Source organism: Haemophilus sp. THUN1692 (assembly GCF_059704395.1).
On the sequence record NZ_AP046579.1, the window covers coordinates 440,521 to 456,603 of the forward strand.

Genomic DNA, 16,083 nt, shown 5'->3' on the forward strand with positions numbered 1-16,083 from the left:
ACAAAAGAAATCTATAAAAGGAAAAAAGCAATGAAAAAACTACTATCAATATTTCTAATGGCATTCAGCCTAAACGCTTTTGCACAAACTAATTTGGCGGATGTGCAACTCAAAGATTTAAACAATCAGCCAGTTACTTTAAGCCAATATAAAGGCAAACCTGTGTATGTAAAAATGTGGGCATCTTGGTGTCCGATTTGTTTGGCAGGATTAGCTGAAATTGATGATTTAAGTGCGGAAAAAGATCGCAATTTTGAAGTAATTACCATTGTTTCGCCCGATCACAAAGGTGAAAAAGATACAGCTGATTTTATTGAATGGTACAAAGGATTGGAATATAAAAATATCACAGTGCTTTTAGATGAAAAAGGCGAAATCATTGATAAAGCAAGAGTGCGAGGCTATCCGTTCAATCTCTTTTTAGATAGCGATTTAAACCTGAAAAAAACCGTACCGGGACATTTAGGTGCAGAGCAAATAAAAGTTTTTGCAGGGAAATAATGATGAAAAGCGGCTTATTTTTAAGCCGCTTTTTATATCCCATTTTTACAGAGCAAAGAGACAAAGTATCTAAGATTGGCATTTGAACATTGAGCATTTGGTAGATTGATAAAAAATATATATTATAAGCAGTATGATTTTATTGCTTGTATAAGTAATTTTTTATTTTTACTGTAATATTTATTCAAATTACCTTGGAAAGTTAAATAAAGTACAGTGAGCTATAAAAAAGGAAAACAATGGAAGAAATTATTAACGGATTGCTTATCGTGCTTGTGCCGATGATTTTGGGGTATTTAGTCAAAATACAGAATCAAAATGCCTTGGCATTCATTAATAAAATTGTGATGTCATTGCTTTATATCATTTTATTTATGATGGGTTTTATGCTCGGGCAATTAGAGAATTTAGAACAAAAATTGCCAATTATTGGTATGACGGCTTTGGGATTATCCGTCATCATTCTCACTTGTAATATCCTAGGCTTGGCTATTTATGACCGCACTTTGCCTAAGCCTGTTAATTATTTACAGGGAGAATTGCCATCTCGTTGGCATTCGTTAATAGACTCAATTAAATTATTAAGTGCGGTAATTATTGGCATCGTTTTAGGTTGGTTGTGCAATGATTGGTTGCATTTCCCAAATGGTTCTAATCTCTACGTGCTTATTGCGTTGATCTTTTTTGTGGGAATTCAACTTCGTAATAACGGCATTTCCTTGAAAGAAGTCTTATTAAACAAGCAAGGTTTAATAATGGGGGCAATTTTTACCCTAAGTTCTTTAATTGGTGGTGTTATTTCAGCATTTTTTCTAAGTATGCCAATTACTCAAGGTTTAGCCTTTTCATCGGGATTTGGTTGGTATTCTTTATCTAGTGTTGTGCTGACAAATGCTTGGGGGCCGATGCAGGGCAGTATTGCTTTTTTCAATGATTTATCGCGTGAAATATTGAGTTTATTTTTAATTCCATTGTTTATGCAACATTATCGCTCTACGGCTATTGGAATTACAGGCGCAACGGCATTAGATTGTACATTGCCTATTATTCAAAAATCAGGCGGAATTGAAGTAACGCCTATCGCCATTTCTTTTGGTATGGTGACAAATTTATTACCGCCGTTGTTATTAGTCTTTTTCTCGAGTTTTCCAATTTGATAAATCGTTAATTTTAAGACAAAAGAAAAAGGGAAATCAGACGATTTCCCTTATTTTTACTTTATCGTTACTTTTTCCAAATAACGTGAAATTCGCGATCTTCTTCTCGGTGAGAAATTAAGAATTTAGCAAATACATCATCCATTTCATCTTGCTCATTGACTAATCCCACCCACACTTCAGCGTATTCTTCAGGATCAATCAGTACACCAATTTCTTCTTCCCAATTATCAGCGGTTTCAACAAATTCCACACCACCGCGTTCTTCAAATTGTAGGTTGAATAAAAGAATATCGGCGGGATCTAAATTTTCCCCAGCCATCTCTAAGAAAATATCGTAAGCAATATCAATGGCTGTATCTGGATCAAGTTTTTTAATTTCTGTTGTCATAGTGTTTTTATAGTAAAGGTTATGGTTAATAAAAAGTGCGGTTAAATTTTTTTCTCTTTTTAAGCGTTTTATTCCATATTGGTTGGAAGTTTTATTTCTCGAATATTCATCGAAAAACCGTCAATCATTAATAAGCGTCCACACAAATTCTTACCGATTTTTAACCGCACTTTAATAGCTTCTAAGGCTTGAATCGTGCCTACAATGCCGACGATTGGCGCAAGCACGCCAGCTTCCACACAGCTTAATACATTTTGTCCGAATAATTTGCTGAGATCACGATAAGTAGGCGTATTCGGTTCATAAGTGAAAATGGAAATCTGACCTTCCATCCGAATCGCTGCACCTGAAATCAGAGGAATTTTTGCATGATTACATTGGCGATCCAATTGATTACGGATTTCCACATTGTCTGTGCAATCTAAAACAATATCAAAGTGCGGGATGATTTCAGCCAGTTTTTCTTCGTCTAACTTCGCATTAATCGTCTCGATGTTTATATGTGGATTGATTTGCTTGAGTGCAATTTTGGCTGATTCTACTTTGGGCATATTCAAGCGAGCATCGCAGTGCAAGACTTGGCGTTGAAGATTCGAAAGAGAAACTGTGTCGAAATCCAACAGCGTTAAATTTCCAACGCCTGCCGCTGCGAGATATTGGCTCGCTGCGCAGCCTAAGCCTCCAAGGCCAACAATCAGCATTTTGCTTGCTTTGAGTTTTTCTTGCCCATCAAAATCTACACTTTTAAGAATAATTTGACGGTTATAACGTAATTCTTCTTCGTGACTAAGTTCGATCATTTGTTATCCTAATAAATGATTGAAAGGCTCAATTATCACGGTTTCACCTGCAGTGACATTGCCACGTTCTTGTTCTAAAACAATAAAACAATTGCTTTTTACAAAAGCGCTAAAGAGATGAGATCCTTGGAACCCCACTGATTGCACTTCAATTTGACCTTGTTCATTGATGTGATAAAAGCCCCGTTGGAAATCTAAACGTCCAGGTGCTTTTTTCAAATTCATTGTAGCAATAGCTGAAAAGTGCGGTGGCTTTTTCCATTGTTTTTGGCCTTGCAGTTTAGCAATAAGTGGCTGTACGAGTTGATAAAATGTCACTAATGCAGAAACTGGATTACCAGGTAAACCACAGAACCAAGCGTTTTCTAATTTACCAAAAGCGAATGGTTTGCCAGGTTTGATTGCAATTTTCCAGAAATTTATTTGGCCTACTTTTTCCAATACTGCTTTAGTGAAATCCGCTTCACCAACGGAAACACCGCCACTGGTAATCACTAAATCAGCTTGGCTTTGTGCGGCAATAAATGCCTTTTCAAATTCAGCTTCGTTATCAGGTAATAGTCCTAAATCAATGATTTCACAGTTTAGTTTTTCTAGCAGTAATTTTACGGTAAAACGATTGGTGTCATAGATTTGTCCGCTTTGCAATGGCTTGCCGACTTCGACAAGTTCATCGCCAGTTGAGAGTACGCCGACTTTTAATTGGCGATAGCATTTTACTTCTGCAATGCCTAGAGAGGCTAATAATGGCAAGGAAACAGAGGTGAGCGGTGCGCCTTGTTCTAATACCACATCACCTTTTTTTACATCTTCGCCAATACGACGGATGTTTTGATTTGGTTTAGGCAATCCAGTAAAAGTAATGGTTCCGTCTTCATTTAGTATCACTTGCTCTTGCATTATTACGGCATCTGCGCCTCCAGGAATCATTGCGCCAGTCATAATTCTGACCGCACTTTTTGAGGGACATTCTCCTTGGAATGGATTACCTGCAAAAGATTTTCCTGCTACCGAAAGCGTTAAAGATTGTTGCAAATCAGATAAACGTATAGCATAGCCATCCATTGCTGAATTATCGAAAGAGGGAACATTAATAGGTGAAATAATATCTTCTGCACAAATTCGATTGGCGGCTTCTTGTAAATTTAGGTATTCAGTTTGAGTCGGGAAGGGAATCTGTTCGAGCATTTTCGAGCGAGCTTGATCCAATGTAAGCATAGAAAATCCTTATTTGATAAAATTTGTCAGCTATTCTATATCTAAAGCCTAATTCATTCAAATTTGCAATTTTTCTCATTTTACCATCCTATTATCCTTTGCTAGAATAGCCGATTATTTTTTTAGGAAAGACTATTATGAGCAAAATTTCACTGGATGCACTGAATGTAAGAAATGCCTTGATTGAAAAAGGTATTGAAACACCTATGATTGATCCAATACAGGCTAAAGATGAACGTCGAGACAGCATTGCAAAACATATGCATGAAGTGATGAAACTGATTGGATTAGATTTGCGAGATGATAGTTTGGAAGAAACGCCCAATCGTTTGGCTAAAATGTTTATTGATGAGATTTTTAGTGGAATGGATTATGCCAATTTTCCTAAAATGACAAAAATCAAAAATCAAATGAAAGTCAGCGAAATGGTGCAAGTGAATGACATCACGCTAACAAGCACTTGTGAACATCATTTTGTTACGATTGATGGTAAAGTTTGTGTGGCGTACTATCCAAAAGATTGGGTGATTGGTCTTTCTAAAATTAATCGAATCGTTTCATTTTTTGCTCAACGTCCACAGGTTCAAGAACGCTTAACAGAACAACTTTTGACAGCATTTCAAACGATTCTTGAGACAGATGATGTCGCGGTATATGTGAAAGCGACCCATTTCTGTGTGAAAGCGCGTGGTATTAGAGATACGAATAGTTATACTGTCACATCTGCGTATGGTGGCGTATTCTTAGAAGATAGAGATACTCGTAAAGAATTTTTAGCTACAGTTCAGAAGTAAAAATAGTTAATAAAATAGCCGCATTTTAATATCAGTGCGGCTATTTTTATATTTATCTCGAATTGAAAAGTGCGGTGAAATTTATCCGCACTTTGGGATTGTAGATTATTTAGCTGCTTTTAATTCTTGATAATATTGTTCATAGAATTGAATTGCATCACCAACGTCATCTTGCCAGTGGCTATTTTTTAATACATCAGCTGATGGATAAATCGCTGGATCTTCAGTGATTTCTTTTGGTAATGCTTTTTTCGCTTCTAAGTTAGCTGTTGGATAGCCAATTGCTAAGGTTAATTTTTCTGCAGCTTTAGCACCTAACATATAGTTAATAAGTTTATGTGCACCATCTGGGTTTTTAGCAGTTTTAGGAATTGCTAGAGTATCAACCCAAAGTACAGGGCCTTCTTTCGGGAATACCATGTCTAAAGGTGCTTTTTCTTTTTTAGCAATACGTACAGAACCATTCCATAATTGACCTACTTCAACTTCACCCGAAATGAAAGAATTCGCTGGGTTATCGGAATTGAAAGAAAGTACGTTTGGACGTAGTTTCAATAATTCTTCATAGGCTTGTTTGATAATGGTTGGATCTTGAGTATTTGGATCTTGACCAATTTTCAATAAAGCGATGTTGAATACTTCTCGCACATCATCTAATAACTGAACTTTGTTTGCAAATTCAGGTTTCCACAAGTCAGCCCAAGAAGTGAATTGAGCACCTTTATAAGTGTTGGTGTTGAATGCAATACCCGGTGCACCTAATAATTGTGGAAGAGAGTATTTGTTGCCTTTATCATAAGGTTTATTGAGCCAATCAGGATCTAATTCTTTAATAACAGGTAATTTGCTGTGATCTAGCTCCATTAACATGCCTTCTCTAGACATTTTAGAGACGAAGTAGTTAGATGGTGCAATCACATCATAGCCACCAGCAGCACCTTGAGTTTTGAGTTTTGCATACATTGTTTCGTTTGATTCTAGGCTTGAAACGATAACTTTGATACCAGTTTCTTTAGTAAACTCATCTAAAAGACCATCTGGTACATATTCAGTCCATGTGTAGAGGTACACGGTGTCATTGGCAGTAGCCGGAGATTTTGCAGCTTCAGCTTTGCTATTTTTATCATTACAAGCAGTTAAAGTTGCAGCTACTAAGCCTGCAGTAATTAAACCTGCGAATTTTTTCATTTTTGTTTGTTCTCCGTAAAGAGTCGTAAAAAAACCACCTGCCGAATGACAGGCATAAAAAAACGCCTTGATTGTGCGTCAAGGCGTATTCTATTTTAAATTCAAAGGTTTGTGAAACCTTTTGTTTATTAATGGTTATTTTTTCGTGTAATTAGTTGGCTTAAAACGACAAGAGCCAGTGAAAGCACGATCATAATCGTTGCTAAAGCATTAACTTCAGGTGTTACACCAGTTTTCACTAGAGAGAATATTCTCAATGGTAAGATTTCATAACTTACACCGCTGACGAATGATGAAACCACAACATCATCTAATGAAATAGTGAAACTTAGCAACCAACCAGATACAACAGCTGGTAATGCTAAAGGAAGGATAATTTTACGTAAAATAGTAACTTCGCTTGCACCTAAGTCTTTCGCTGCTTCTAACATTCTGGAATCAAAGCCATTTAAGCGAGAGAAGATAGTTACGGTCACATACGGTAAACAGAAAGTCACATGAGCCAGTAATAAAGACCAGAAACCTAATGAAATACCGACAACCATAAATAACGCAAGTAAAGATACTGCCATTACAATATCTGGTGACATCATAACGATAAATAACATGCCGCTTACCGCTTGTTTACCGCGGAATCGATAGCGGTAAAGTGCGATTGCAGTTAATCCACCTACAATAGTCGCTAGTGTAGCCGCAAAAAATGCAATAGTTACCGAATGAATCGCTGCTTGTATTAAGGTGTCGTTATTAAATAAACGCTCGTACCAGTTCCAGCTAAAGCCTTTCCAGCTTAAACCATAACGATCTTCGTTAAAGGAATTAGTGACTAAAATAATAATTGGGATATACAAATAAGCGTATACCACAAACATAAATGCATTACGTAGTAAACGACTCATTATTCTAACTCCACTTTCTTATTCAATAGTTTGTTCGCACGATAGTACACGAAAATCAACAATGCCATTAGAACAGTTAAACCAATACTGATTGCAGAACCAAATGGCCAGTTACGGGAAATTAAGAATTCGCTCTTAATGACGTTACCCACAAGCAATACTTTTGCTCCGCCAAGTAAGTCGGCTACGTAGAACATACCCATTGCTGGTAATAATACTAATAAACACCCCGCGATAATGCCTGGCATGGTTAGTGGTAAAATGACACGGAAGAAACGTTGGAATGCATTTGCACCTAAATCTCTTGCAGCCTCTAATAAGCGACCGTCTAATTTTTCAATCGCAGAGTAGAGCGGCAAAATCATAAATGGCAATAGCAAATAAACTAAGCCAATGATCACCGCAATTTCTGTATTCAAAATACGAATTGGTTCACTCAAAATTCCCATGTCCATCAACATAGTGTTAAGTACACCTTTCACACCGAGAAATACTTTCATTCCATAAATACGGATCAACGAGTTTGTCCAGAATGGTAAAACCACAAGGAACAATAAGAGCGGTCGATATTTAGGATTAATTTTGCTCATCATGAAAGCAAATGGATAGCCAACTAATAAGCAAATAATGGTAGCTATGCCCGACATATACAATGAATTCCACACAACTTGTGCATAAAGCGGATTAAACAAGTTTGTGTAGTTTTCAATGGTGATTGGGAAAGCGTAAAAGTCGCTACCGTCTCTAGTCAGAAAACTTACGGCGAATACCAATAAGTTTGGAATCAACACAAAGAAGATGAGCCAACTGAAGATAATCGCAACAGTAATTTTCTGGAATTTATTATTGATTATCTTCATCGTTGAGAACAACCTCCCAGCCTTCATGCCATGTGATACCTACGCGTTGACCTACGCTATGATCCATATGTGGATCGTCTTCGTTAAAGAATTCACTTACAAGTACACGCATGCCATTATGATCAAATTCTACTGTTGATTCTAATGTCATTCCTTTGTAAGTGCGGTCAACAATGTGGCCGATAATCGCTTTAGAATGTTCATTTTCATCTAATTCTTCAATCACAATATCTTCTGGGCGAAGGAGTACTTGAAGTTTTTGATCTTTCTCAACAGGCATGTCTGTGTAAATATCACAAACGCGACCTTCCACATTAGCCAGTACAACTTGTTCTGACTTACGTTCAATCACAGTCGCTTCAAATACGTTAATTTCGCCAATGAAACGAGCAACGAATAAGTTAGCTGGATCTTCATAGATTTCACGTGGAGAACCATCTTGTGCGATTTTACCTTTACGCAACAACACGATGCGATCAGACATTGTAATTGCTTCTTCTTGATCGTGGGTGACGAAAATAAAGGTAATGCCAAGCTGACGTTGTAACATTTTGAGTTCATTTTGCATTTGTTTACGCAATTTGTAATCCAATGCAGATAAAGACTCATCAAGTAACAACACTTTTGGTTTATTTACTACGGCGCGAGCGATGGCAATACGTTGTTGTTGTCCGCCAGAAAGTTGAGTTGGCTTACGATCTGCCATTTCTTCTAGCTGTACCATACGCAAGGCTTCTAAAACACGCGGTTTAATTTCGTCGTTTGGTACTTTTTGCATACGCAAACCAAAAGCTACGTTCTCAAAAATTGTCATATGTGGAAATAGCGCATAGCTTTGGAATACCGTATTAATATGACGTTTTTCCGCTGGCACATTGGTGATATCTTCACCATCTAAAATAATGCTACCTGAATCCAATTCTTCTAAGCCTGCAAGTAAGCGCAAAACTGTGGTCTTACCACAGCCTGAAGGGCCGAGAATAGTGACAAATTCACCGTTATTAATTGTAAGATTGAAATCGTTAATAATGGTGTTAGAACCATAGGATTTTTTGATTGAACGAAGCACAATAATAGGCTTATTTTGAAGCTGATTTTCCACTAGCTTTGGTTTTCTCCCTAATTTCACCAATGATTTGGTACTGAGTAGAAATAAAACCTGCAAGACTGCAGGGGCGACATATAAAAATAGACGCCTATGATATAGTGAATTGTTAATAATTAAAAGGACTTAATGCCTTAGAAAGTAAAAAACTGCCGTTCATAAAAATAACGAGAAATTTAACCGCACTTTCGATGAATTTTACTTCGTTAATTTTATAAATATTGTTATATATCAAGATGTTTTCTATTTCTCTCGTTAAACTAAAAAAGATATTTTTAAAAGGAGCGAGAATATGATTTCTCAAATAGATAAAACAGAACTTTTAGAACGATTTTTACATTATGTGTCTTTTGACACCCAATCAAAACCTAACGCTAAGTATTCTCCCAGCTCAGTCGGGCAAATGAAGTTGGCCATGCAGTTGCAAAAAGAACTCATCCAACTTGGTTTAGAAAATGTTGAAGTAAGTAAATACACGGTGGTAACAGCATTCTTACCCGCTAATGATCCTAACTTAACGAAAACCATTGGTTTAATTGCGCATCTTGATACGTCTCCGCAATGTAGTGGCAAAAATGTACGCCCTGAAGTGATAGAGCAATATCGTGGCGGAGATATTGCATTAGGTATTGGCGAGGAGTTTATTAGTCCTGTTTATTATTCTTTTATGCAAAAATTGGTCGGGCAGACTCTGATTGTTGCAGATGGAACCACTTTGCTTGGGGCGGATAATAAAGCGGGAATTGCAGAAATTATGACCGCACTTTCCATTCTTCAGAAAGAGAATATTCCTCATTGCAATATTTGTGTTGCTTTTACGCCTGATGAAGAAATTGGTTTAGGTATCCATTATTTCCCAATGGAAAAATTTTCCTGTGATTGGGCATATACCATTGATGGGGGAGAAGTAGGGGAGTTAGAATACGAAAACTTTAATGCTGCAACGGCAAAAGTGCGGTTTTTCGGGCGGAGTATTCATCCTGGTTATGCAAAGGGAAAAATGGTGAATGCACTGACTTTAGCTTGTGAATTTCAGCAAGTTTTTCCTGTTGATGAAGTCCCAGAAAAAACGGATGGGAAAGCGGGCTTTTATCATTTAGAAGATTTTTCTGGCGATATTGAGCAAGTAGAGCTCACTTATTTGATTCGTGATTTTGATGAGCATAATTTCGCACAAAGAAAATCTTTTATTAAAAATCAGGTAGAAAAATTTAATACCAAGAAAGGTTTAAAAAAGCCTATTGAGTTAGAAATTCAAGATAACTACCAAAATATGTATGATGTGGTAAAAAATGTTCCTCAATCAATTGAACTTGCTGATCGCGCAATGAAAGCAGTAGGGGTTAAACCAAGTCATAAGCCGATTCGAGGCGGTACAGATGGGGCATTTTTAGCCTCTAAAGGTTTAGCATGCCCAAATATTTTTACAGGTGGCTATAATTTCCATAGTAAACACGAGTTGGTTTCTTTACAAGGCATGGAAAAGACTGTCCAAGTAATTATCGAAATGTTGAAATGTAAAGATTTGTAAAGAAATGTAAAGATTTTTCTTGCTATTCTTTAGATTAGTCAATATAATGACCCTGTTTTATCGAGCTTCCTTTGATAAAGCTAAACTTTAGAGATTTTATTCATAAATTCCTTTTTGATGCCCCTAATGATTTAGGGGCTTTTTTTTACCTATTGTAAATGCGTTGTGTCATTTAGTTTTTCAAGGCTAAAGCCTTCTTTACTGTCATAATGCATGATGCTAATAGCAGTATTTAATAAAGATACTGATTTGTCTTTATCTCGGTGATTTTGCCAAGTTGCGCCATTGAGTAAAGCAATCAATAGACGCAAGGTATGGCCATGCGATACCACTAAAATATTCCCTTCTTGATGAATCTTAATAATATCTTGTAAAGCTGCGATAGCTCGTTTGGCTAGTTGTTCATAAGTTTCTCCACCATTCGATTCAGCTTTATAGTTAGCAGGATCATTAATCATTTGTTGGAATTCGGGCAAAGGTCGAATCAGTTCGACATTTGTTCCTTCCCAACTACCAAAATAATGTTCATTTAATCCACAATGTTGGAATAAGGGAATGCCACGATCGCCAATAATATAATGGGCCGTGTCAATAGTACGTTGTAAACAGCTCGAATAGGCCGCAATAAAATCGACATTTTGTAAAGCTTGCCCAGTTTTTGCCGCACTTTTAATGCCTTCTTCTGTTAATGGAGAATCCCCACTGCCTTGCATTAATCCTTGTTCGTTCCAAACAGTGCGGCCGTGACGAATAAAATAAAAAGTCAGTTGTTTTTTCATTTTTAGGAATATTTATTGGTAAGGTTTATACCCTAAGTGAGGAATGTAATATTAAAAAGGGCGCTTAAAAACGCCCTATGTTTGGTTTTATTAACGAGAGTAATATCCCGCCATTGAGCTATATACCGCATTTTCACTTTGCAACACTTGATATTTTGTATTCAAAATTGCAAGTTGTGACGATTTTTCCGTATTGGCTGCAACTAACCATTCACGCAATTCGGATACGCCCGCATTATAGCGGTTTCGATAATATTGCGTGATACGCTGATTGTAACTGTGGGTTTGTTGTAAATTACTTAATGTGTTTTGCGCTTGGGTAAATGCGAAATAGTTGGTATCTACATTATTGAGAGCGGTGGTAATACGTTGTTCGTAATTTAAACGTGCGGTTTCATAGTCAGCTTCAGAAATTTTAACGTTCCATTTTACGGTATTCCAATTTAAGAACGGTAGGCTAATTCCTACAGTGCCTGCAGCCACAGGATTGTGTAACGCAGTGCCAACAGTACTTGCTGTTGAAGATAGGCTTCCACCTAAATTAACCTCAGGGAACCAACTTTTTTGAGTTGCTTTCGCATTTTTGAATGCACTACTTAAACGGAATTGTGCTGCTTTTACATCAGGACGATTTGCAATCACAGAGACTGGTACATTTAAGTTCACCCTAGCTGTTTTCACATTCATAATATGAGGGAATGTGATATTTAACGCATCACTTGGTTTTAGGTTAAGAAGATTACGTAGCGTTTGTTCTGCCGTTTTGCGTTGGGTTTCAAAATTTAATTTGTTATTACGTGCTGTTAATACTGCTTGTTGTGCTTGATCAACACTGACCGCATCAGCCACACCCTGTGCTAAACGCGTTTGCATAATATTATCAATGTCAGTGTAATATTTGATCGTTTCGTTGGTTGTGCTAATTGCATCATTTAAATAAGCAATTTGATAATAAGTCGTGACCACAGAATTGATTAATGATAAACGAGCAGATTCCATGTCTTCAGCGGTTGCTTTGTGCGACCATTCTGCAGCATCAGCGACATTGGCTAAACGTTGCCAAAGATCCAATGTATAGCTCACATTTAAAGAACCTTTGTGTGAAATAGCAGAGTTTGCACTTGCGTCAACTCGACGTTGTGCCGCTGATGAAGTTGAACCATTAAATGCAGGCACTAAATTTGCCCCCACTAAATTTGCACTATAAAGTGCACGGTTTACAGCCACGGCTGCTTTAGCTAAATCTTTGTTGTTTATTAACGCTTGTTCTACTACGCGATTTAATTGCGCATCGTTATATAATGACCACCAATTTTCTTTTACATTATATTGCTTGGTAATTTCTTCATATTGCTTGTAATCTTCAAGGCTAGCTTGATAAGAATCGCCAATATTGGCACATCCCACTAATGTACCAGACATCAACAAAGCAAGCGTGATATTTTTCATTTTAAACATTGAGTTTTCCTTCTTACGAAAATGAGTGGAAAGTGCGGATGATTTTAACCGCACTTTTGTGTTTTACAAAATTTCTTTATTCTCGAGCAAGGGCTGTAATTGGATCTAATTGTGCTGCGCGTTTTGCCGGTATATAACCGAAGATCACACCAATCAGGGTAGAGAAGACTACCGCTGCAATAATTGAGCCAGTTGAGAATGCCATCGTAAAGTCAGTCATAAATACGTTAAATAGCAGACCGATTAAACCCGAAAGCAGAATACCCGTCACACCGCCAATTAAACAAATCAGCACGGCTTCAATTAAAAATTGTTGCAGAATATTAAATTGTCTCGCGCCAATAGCCATGCGCACACCAATCTCTTTAGTTCGTTCTGTTACGGAAACCAACATAATATTCATCACTCCAATCCCCCCAACGATCAATGAAATAAAGGCGATAGAGGAAATGAGTAATTTCATCGTGCCCGTTGTACTTTCAATAGTTTGTTTAATAGTATCGCTATTCATGATGAAGAAATCTTTTTTACCATGACGCATGGTCAGTAATTCAGTAATTCCTTTTTCAGCAACAGTCGTATTGACGGAGTCATCTATTTTTACGGTAATTGAGCCAATTTTTTTGCTACCCGAAATACGATTCATCACAGTGGTGTAAGGGGCATAGATATTAAGTGAACTGCTTGCCCCGCCCATTTGTTTATCAGATTCCACGCCAATAATACGTAATGGACGTTTATTAAACATCACGATTTTGCCGATAGGGTTTTCATCCGGGAAAATCGACTTTTTCGCACTTTCATCGATTAAGGCTACTTGATTGTTATCAGCAACATCTTGAGCAGAAAATAAATTACCGGATTTTAGTTTTAAGCCATCGACATCAAAATATTGTTCGCCCACACCTTTTAAACTGGTCGAGGAGAAAGTCTGGTTACCATAAATTAATGTGCCACTTGATGAGCTATTTGGCGTGACGCTTTGTACATAACTTTGTTGGTTTAAGGCAGTGGTATCATTAATTGTAAGGTTCTGCATCTGTTCAGCACGACGATCACCAAAGCCCGTACCATTAAAGATGGTCATGGTACTTGTACCAATGCCTTTAATGTTAGCCAAGATTTTTTGTTGAGAACCGTTTCCCAATGCCACGACGGAAACCACAGAAGTAATCCCGATAATAATCCCGAGCATGGTTAAAAGAGAACGCATTTTGTGGGCAATAATCGCACTTACAGACATACGAAAGGCTTCAACAAATTGATCTTTGCTGAACCCAAAGTGCGGTTTAGATTTGGTTGGATTTTCGACCGCACTTTTTACTGCTTTTTTTGCGTATCGCCAATGATTTCGCCGTCTTTAATTTCAATTACGCGATTCGCACAGGCGGCAATTTCTCGGTCGTGGGTTACCATAATAATAGTGTGACCTTCTGCGTGTAATTGACGCAGAATTTCCATCACATTTTGACCGCTTTGAGAATCCAATGCACCAGTGGGTTCATCGGCTAAAATAATTTCACCGCCATTCATCAACGCACGTGCAATACTCACACATTGTTGCTGACCACCAGAAAGCTGGCTTGGTTTATTTTGTCATTTATCACCTAAGCCTAATTTTTCTAAAAGTTGTTTTGCACGAGAAAGACGTTTTTCTTGCGACATCCCCGCATAAATTGCAGGCAAGGCGACATTTTCTGCTGCGATCAAGCTCGACAATAAGTTATAGCGTTGGAAAATAAAGCCGAATTTTTGGCTACGTAAATCTGAAAGCTGATCTTTGCTTAATTCAATAGTTTCTTTACCATTGATTTTGTAAGAACCACTGGTTGCCGTATCCAAGCACCCGATGATGTTCATCAAGGTCGATTTACCCGAACCAGATTGCCCAATTATCGCGACGAAATCGCCTTTTTCAATATTTAAAGAGACATTCTTCAAAATATGAACACGATTTTCGCCTTCACCGAAGTAACGGTTGAGATCCTTAATTTCAATAATATTCATTAATTTTCAACCGCACTTTTAGAACATTCTTGGACCACGAGGCATAGAGCCTACTTTTTCACCATTGTCCACTTGTGACACGATAACTTTTTCACCTTCGTTTAAGCCGGATTTGGTTTCTGTGTGGAAATCATTTTGTACACCAATTTCAACTTCACGCTGTTCAGGTTGATTTTTGTCATTCAATACATTGACAAAGTTTTTGCCATCACGTTTTTGAATAGCCATATTGGAAACCAATAACACATCTTTAGCGTTGGCAATTTTGATGTTGTTTTCTGTCGTCATTCCGATACGTAAAGTACGATCAGGGTTATCAATCAAAACATTGGCGTAATAGTAGATCGCACTGGTCGTTGAGCTGCTACTTGAACTTGTCGAAGATGATGTTGAAGAACTATCACTTGTCGTGGTATTGGCTGGATCAACCGAATCAATGACAGAGTGATACATGGTTTGGCTATCCGATAAAATAGTAAAGCTAACTTCTTGACCTGCTTTCACTTTGGTAATGTCACCTTCTGAAATTTCAGGCTTAATTTTCATTTTGCTTAAATCAGCAATGGTCACAATTGTTGGAGTCGTTTGGTTGGCATTAACAGTTTGGCCTTCTGAAACAGGCACAGAGATAACAGTACCATCCATTGGAGCGGTGATTTTGGTATAGCTCACATTGGTTTCAGCGGTATTCACTTCAATTTCAGCTTGTTTGATATTGGCTTCAATGGCTTCCATTTCAGCTTTCGCATTATCAAGTGTGCTTTTAGCCGTATTCACACTATCTAAAGACGTCGCTTTTTGCATATAAAGTTTTGATAAGCGGTTATAGCTTGAAAGGGCTACATCATAAGCGGTTTTCTTCGCTTTTAATTGAGCTTGATAGCTGACTAATGCGGCCTTTTTGGTATTTAAGGCATTAATTTGAGTTGTGGAATCAATATCTGCGATCATTTCGCCTTTTTTGATTTCTTGCCCTAGTTTGACATAGAGTTTGGTGATTTTACCCGAAGCCTGGGCGCCGACATCAACTTCATTCACACTTTCAACTGAACCAGAAGCGACAACGGTTTTTTCCACATTGCCACGGGTAACGGATTCCATCAGATAGGTGGTTTCCTGTTTGTTATTGCTTGAGAAAAAATAATAAGCTGCACCAGCAGCGACGAGTAATCCGAGTAAAATAAAAAAGCGTTTTTTCATAAAGACTTTGTTATTCTAAATAAAAAATGAACGTTTATTCAGCAAAGGTTTATTCTAAAGGTAAACTTTTCAGTTTGCACGAAAAATCTTCAAGTTAGACCTAAAAATCCTAAAAGATTCAGTATTAATTTAATCAAAGTGCGGTTAGTTTAGCGATCAAATTCACAAAGCCTTGCTTTTCGTATAGAATAGCAA

14 protein-coding genes and 1 pseudogene are annotated in these 16,083 nt (G+C 37.4%); 4 read left to right on the plus strand and 11 right to left on the minus strand.

Going from position 1 to position 16,083, the window contains the following annotated elements; translation table 11 throughout:
• The first annotated feature begins 30 nt into the window (after positions 1-30).
• Positions 31-501 (plus strand): redoxin domain-containing protein, encoded by a 471-nt coding sequence (locus AC6H0A_RS02010; protein WP_005631815.1) that lies wholly within the window; start codon positions 31-33, stop codon positions 499-501.
• A 239-nt stretch (positions 502-740) separates the two neighbouring features.
• Entirely contained in the window at positions 741-1,658 is a 918-nt protein-coding gene (locus AC6H0A_RS02015; protein ID WP_005641853.1) for a LysO family transporter, read from the plus strand.
• A gap of 67 nt (positions 1,659-1,725) precedes the next feature.
• On the opposite strand, the gene AC6H0A_RS02020 is transcribed toward AC6H0A_RS02015, so the two are convergent.
• From AC6H0A_RS02020 to moeA, 3 genes are all read right to left on the minus strand, one after another.
• Positions 1,726-2,049 (minus strand): HI1450 family dsDNA-mimic protein, encoded by a 324-nt coding sequence (locus AC6H0A_RS02020; protein WP_005641855.1) that lies wholly within the window; start codon positions 2,047-2,049, stop codon positions 1,726-1,728.
• 68 nt (positions 2,050-2,117) lie between these two features.
• Complete coding sequence (gene moeB / locus AC6H0A_RS02025; RefSeq protein ID WP_005641857.1) at positions 2,118-2,849, minus strand: molybdopterin-synthase adenylyltransferase MoeB; 732 nt, start codon at positions 2,847-2,849, stop codon at positions 2,118-2,120.
• A gap of 3 nt (positions 2,850-2,852) precedes the next feature.
• Positions 2,853-4,067, minus strand: coding sequence for a molybdopterin molybdotransferase MoeA (gene moeA / locus AC6H0A_RS02030; protein ID WP_005641859.1), 1,215 nt, complete (start codon positions 4,065-4,067; stop codon positions 2,853-2,855).
• Between the two features lie 137 nt (positions 4,068-4,204).
• Between moeA and folE the strand changes: the two genes are divergently transcribed.
• Positions 4,205-4,861: a GTP cyclohydrolase I FolE gene (gene folE, locus AC6H0A_RS02035; protein ID WP_005641861.1), complete on the plus strand. Its 657-nt coding sequence runs from the start codon at positions 4,205-4,207 to the stop codon at positions 4,859-4,861.
• Between the two features lie 105 nt (positions 4,862-4,966).
• Here folE and AC6H0A_RS02040 read toward each other — a convergent pair whose 3' ends face one another.
• The 4 genes from AC6H0A_RS02040 to potA form a co-directional block, all read right to left on the minus strand.
• The gene (locus AC6H0A_RS02040) at positions 4,967-6,049 is read right to left on the minus strand and encodes an extracellular solute-binding protein (RefSeq protein ID WP_005641863.1); all 1,083 of its coding nucleotides are present in this window, start codon (positions 6,047-6,049) and stop codon (positions 4,967-4,969) included.
• A 128-nt stretch (positions 6,050-6,177) separates the two neighbouring features.
• Entirely contained in the window at positions 6,178-6,948 is a 771-nt protein-coding gene (potC, locus tag AC6H0A_RS02045) for a spermidine/putrescine ABC transporter permease PotC (RefSeq protein ID WP_005628794.1), read from the minus strand.
• The gene (gene potB / locus AC6H0A_RS02050; protein ID WP_005638601.1) at positions 6,948-7,808 is read right to left on the minus strand and encodes a spermidine/putrescine ABC transporter permease PotB; all 861 of its coding nucleotides are present in this window, start codon (positions 7,806-7,808) and stop codon (positions 6,948-6,950) included. The genes potC and potB overlap by 1 nt, the downstream gene beginning before the upstream one ends.
• Entirely contained in the window at positions 7,792-8,910 is a 1,119-nt protein-coding gene (gene potA, locus AC6H0A_RS02055; RefSeq protein WP_044232874.1) for a spermidine/putrescine ABC transporter ATP-binding protein PotA, read from the minus strand. The genes potB and potA overlap by 17 nt, the downstream gene beginning before the upstream one ends.
• 295 nt (positions 8,911-9,205) lie before the next feature.
• Between potA and pepT the strand changes: the two genes are divergently transcribed.
• Positions 9,206-10,444, plus strand: coding sequence for a peptidase T (pepT, locus tag AC6H0A_RS02060; RefSeq protein WP_497512328.1), 1,239 nt, complete (start codon positions 9,206-9,208; stop codon positions 10,442-10,444).
• Between the two features lie 149 nt (positions 10,445-10,593).
• On the opposite strand, the gene AC6H0A_RS02065 is transcribed toward pepT, so the two are convergent.
• The 4 genes and pseudogenes from AC6H0A_RS02065 to AC6H0A_RS02080 form a co-directional block, all read right to left on the minus strand.
• Positions 10,594-11,223 carry a histidine phosphatase family protein gene (locus tag AC6H0A_RS02065; RefSeq protein ID WP_179230879.1) on the minus strand — a complete coding sequence of 210 codons (630 nt, stop codon included), beginning with the start codon at positions 11,221-11,223 and terminating at the stop codon, positions 10,594-10,596.
• A gap of 90 nt (positions 11,224-11,313) precedes the next feature.
• Positions 11,314-12,681, minus strand: coding sequence for a toxin/drug exporter TdeA (gene tdeA, locus AC6H0A_RS02070; RefSeq protein ID WP_044232876.1), 1,368 nt, complete (start codon positions 12,679-12,681; stop codon positions 11,314-11,316).
• A gap of 76 nt (positions 12,682-12,757) precedes the next feature.
• Positions 12,758-14,688, minus strand: a pseudogene (locus tag AC6H0A_RS02075) (MacB family efflux pump subunit).
• Positions 14,689-14,706: 18 nt separating this feature from the next.
• Complete coding sequence (locus AC6H0A_RS02080; protein WP_005641877.1) at positions 14,707-15,888, minus strand: efflux RND transporter periplasmic adaptor subunit; 1,182 nt, start codon at positions 15,886-15,888, stop codon at positions 14,707-14,709.
• Positions 15,889-16,083: the final 195 nt, after the last annotated feature.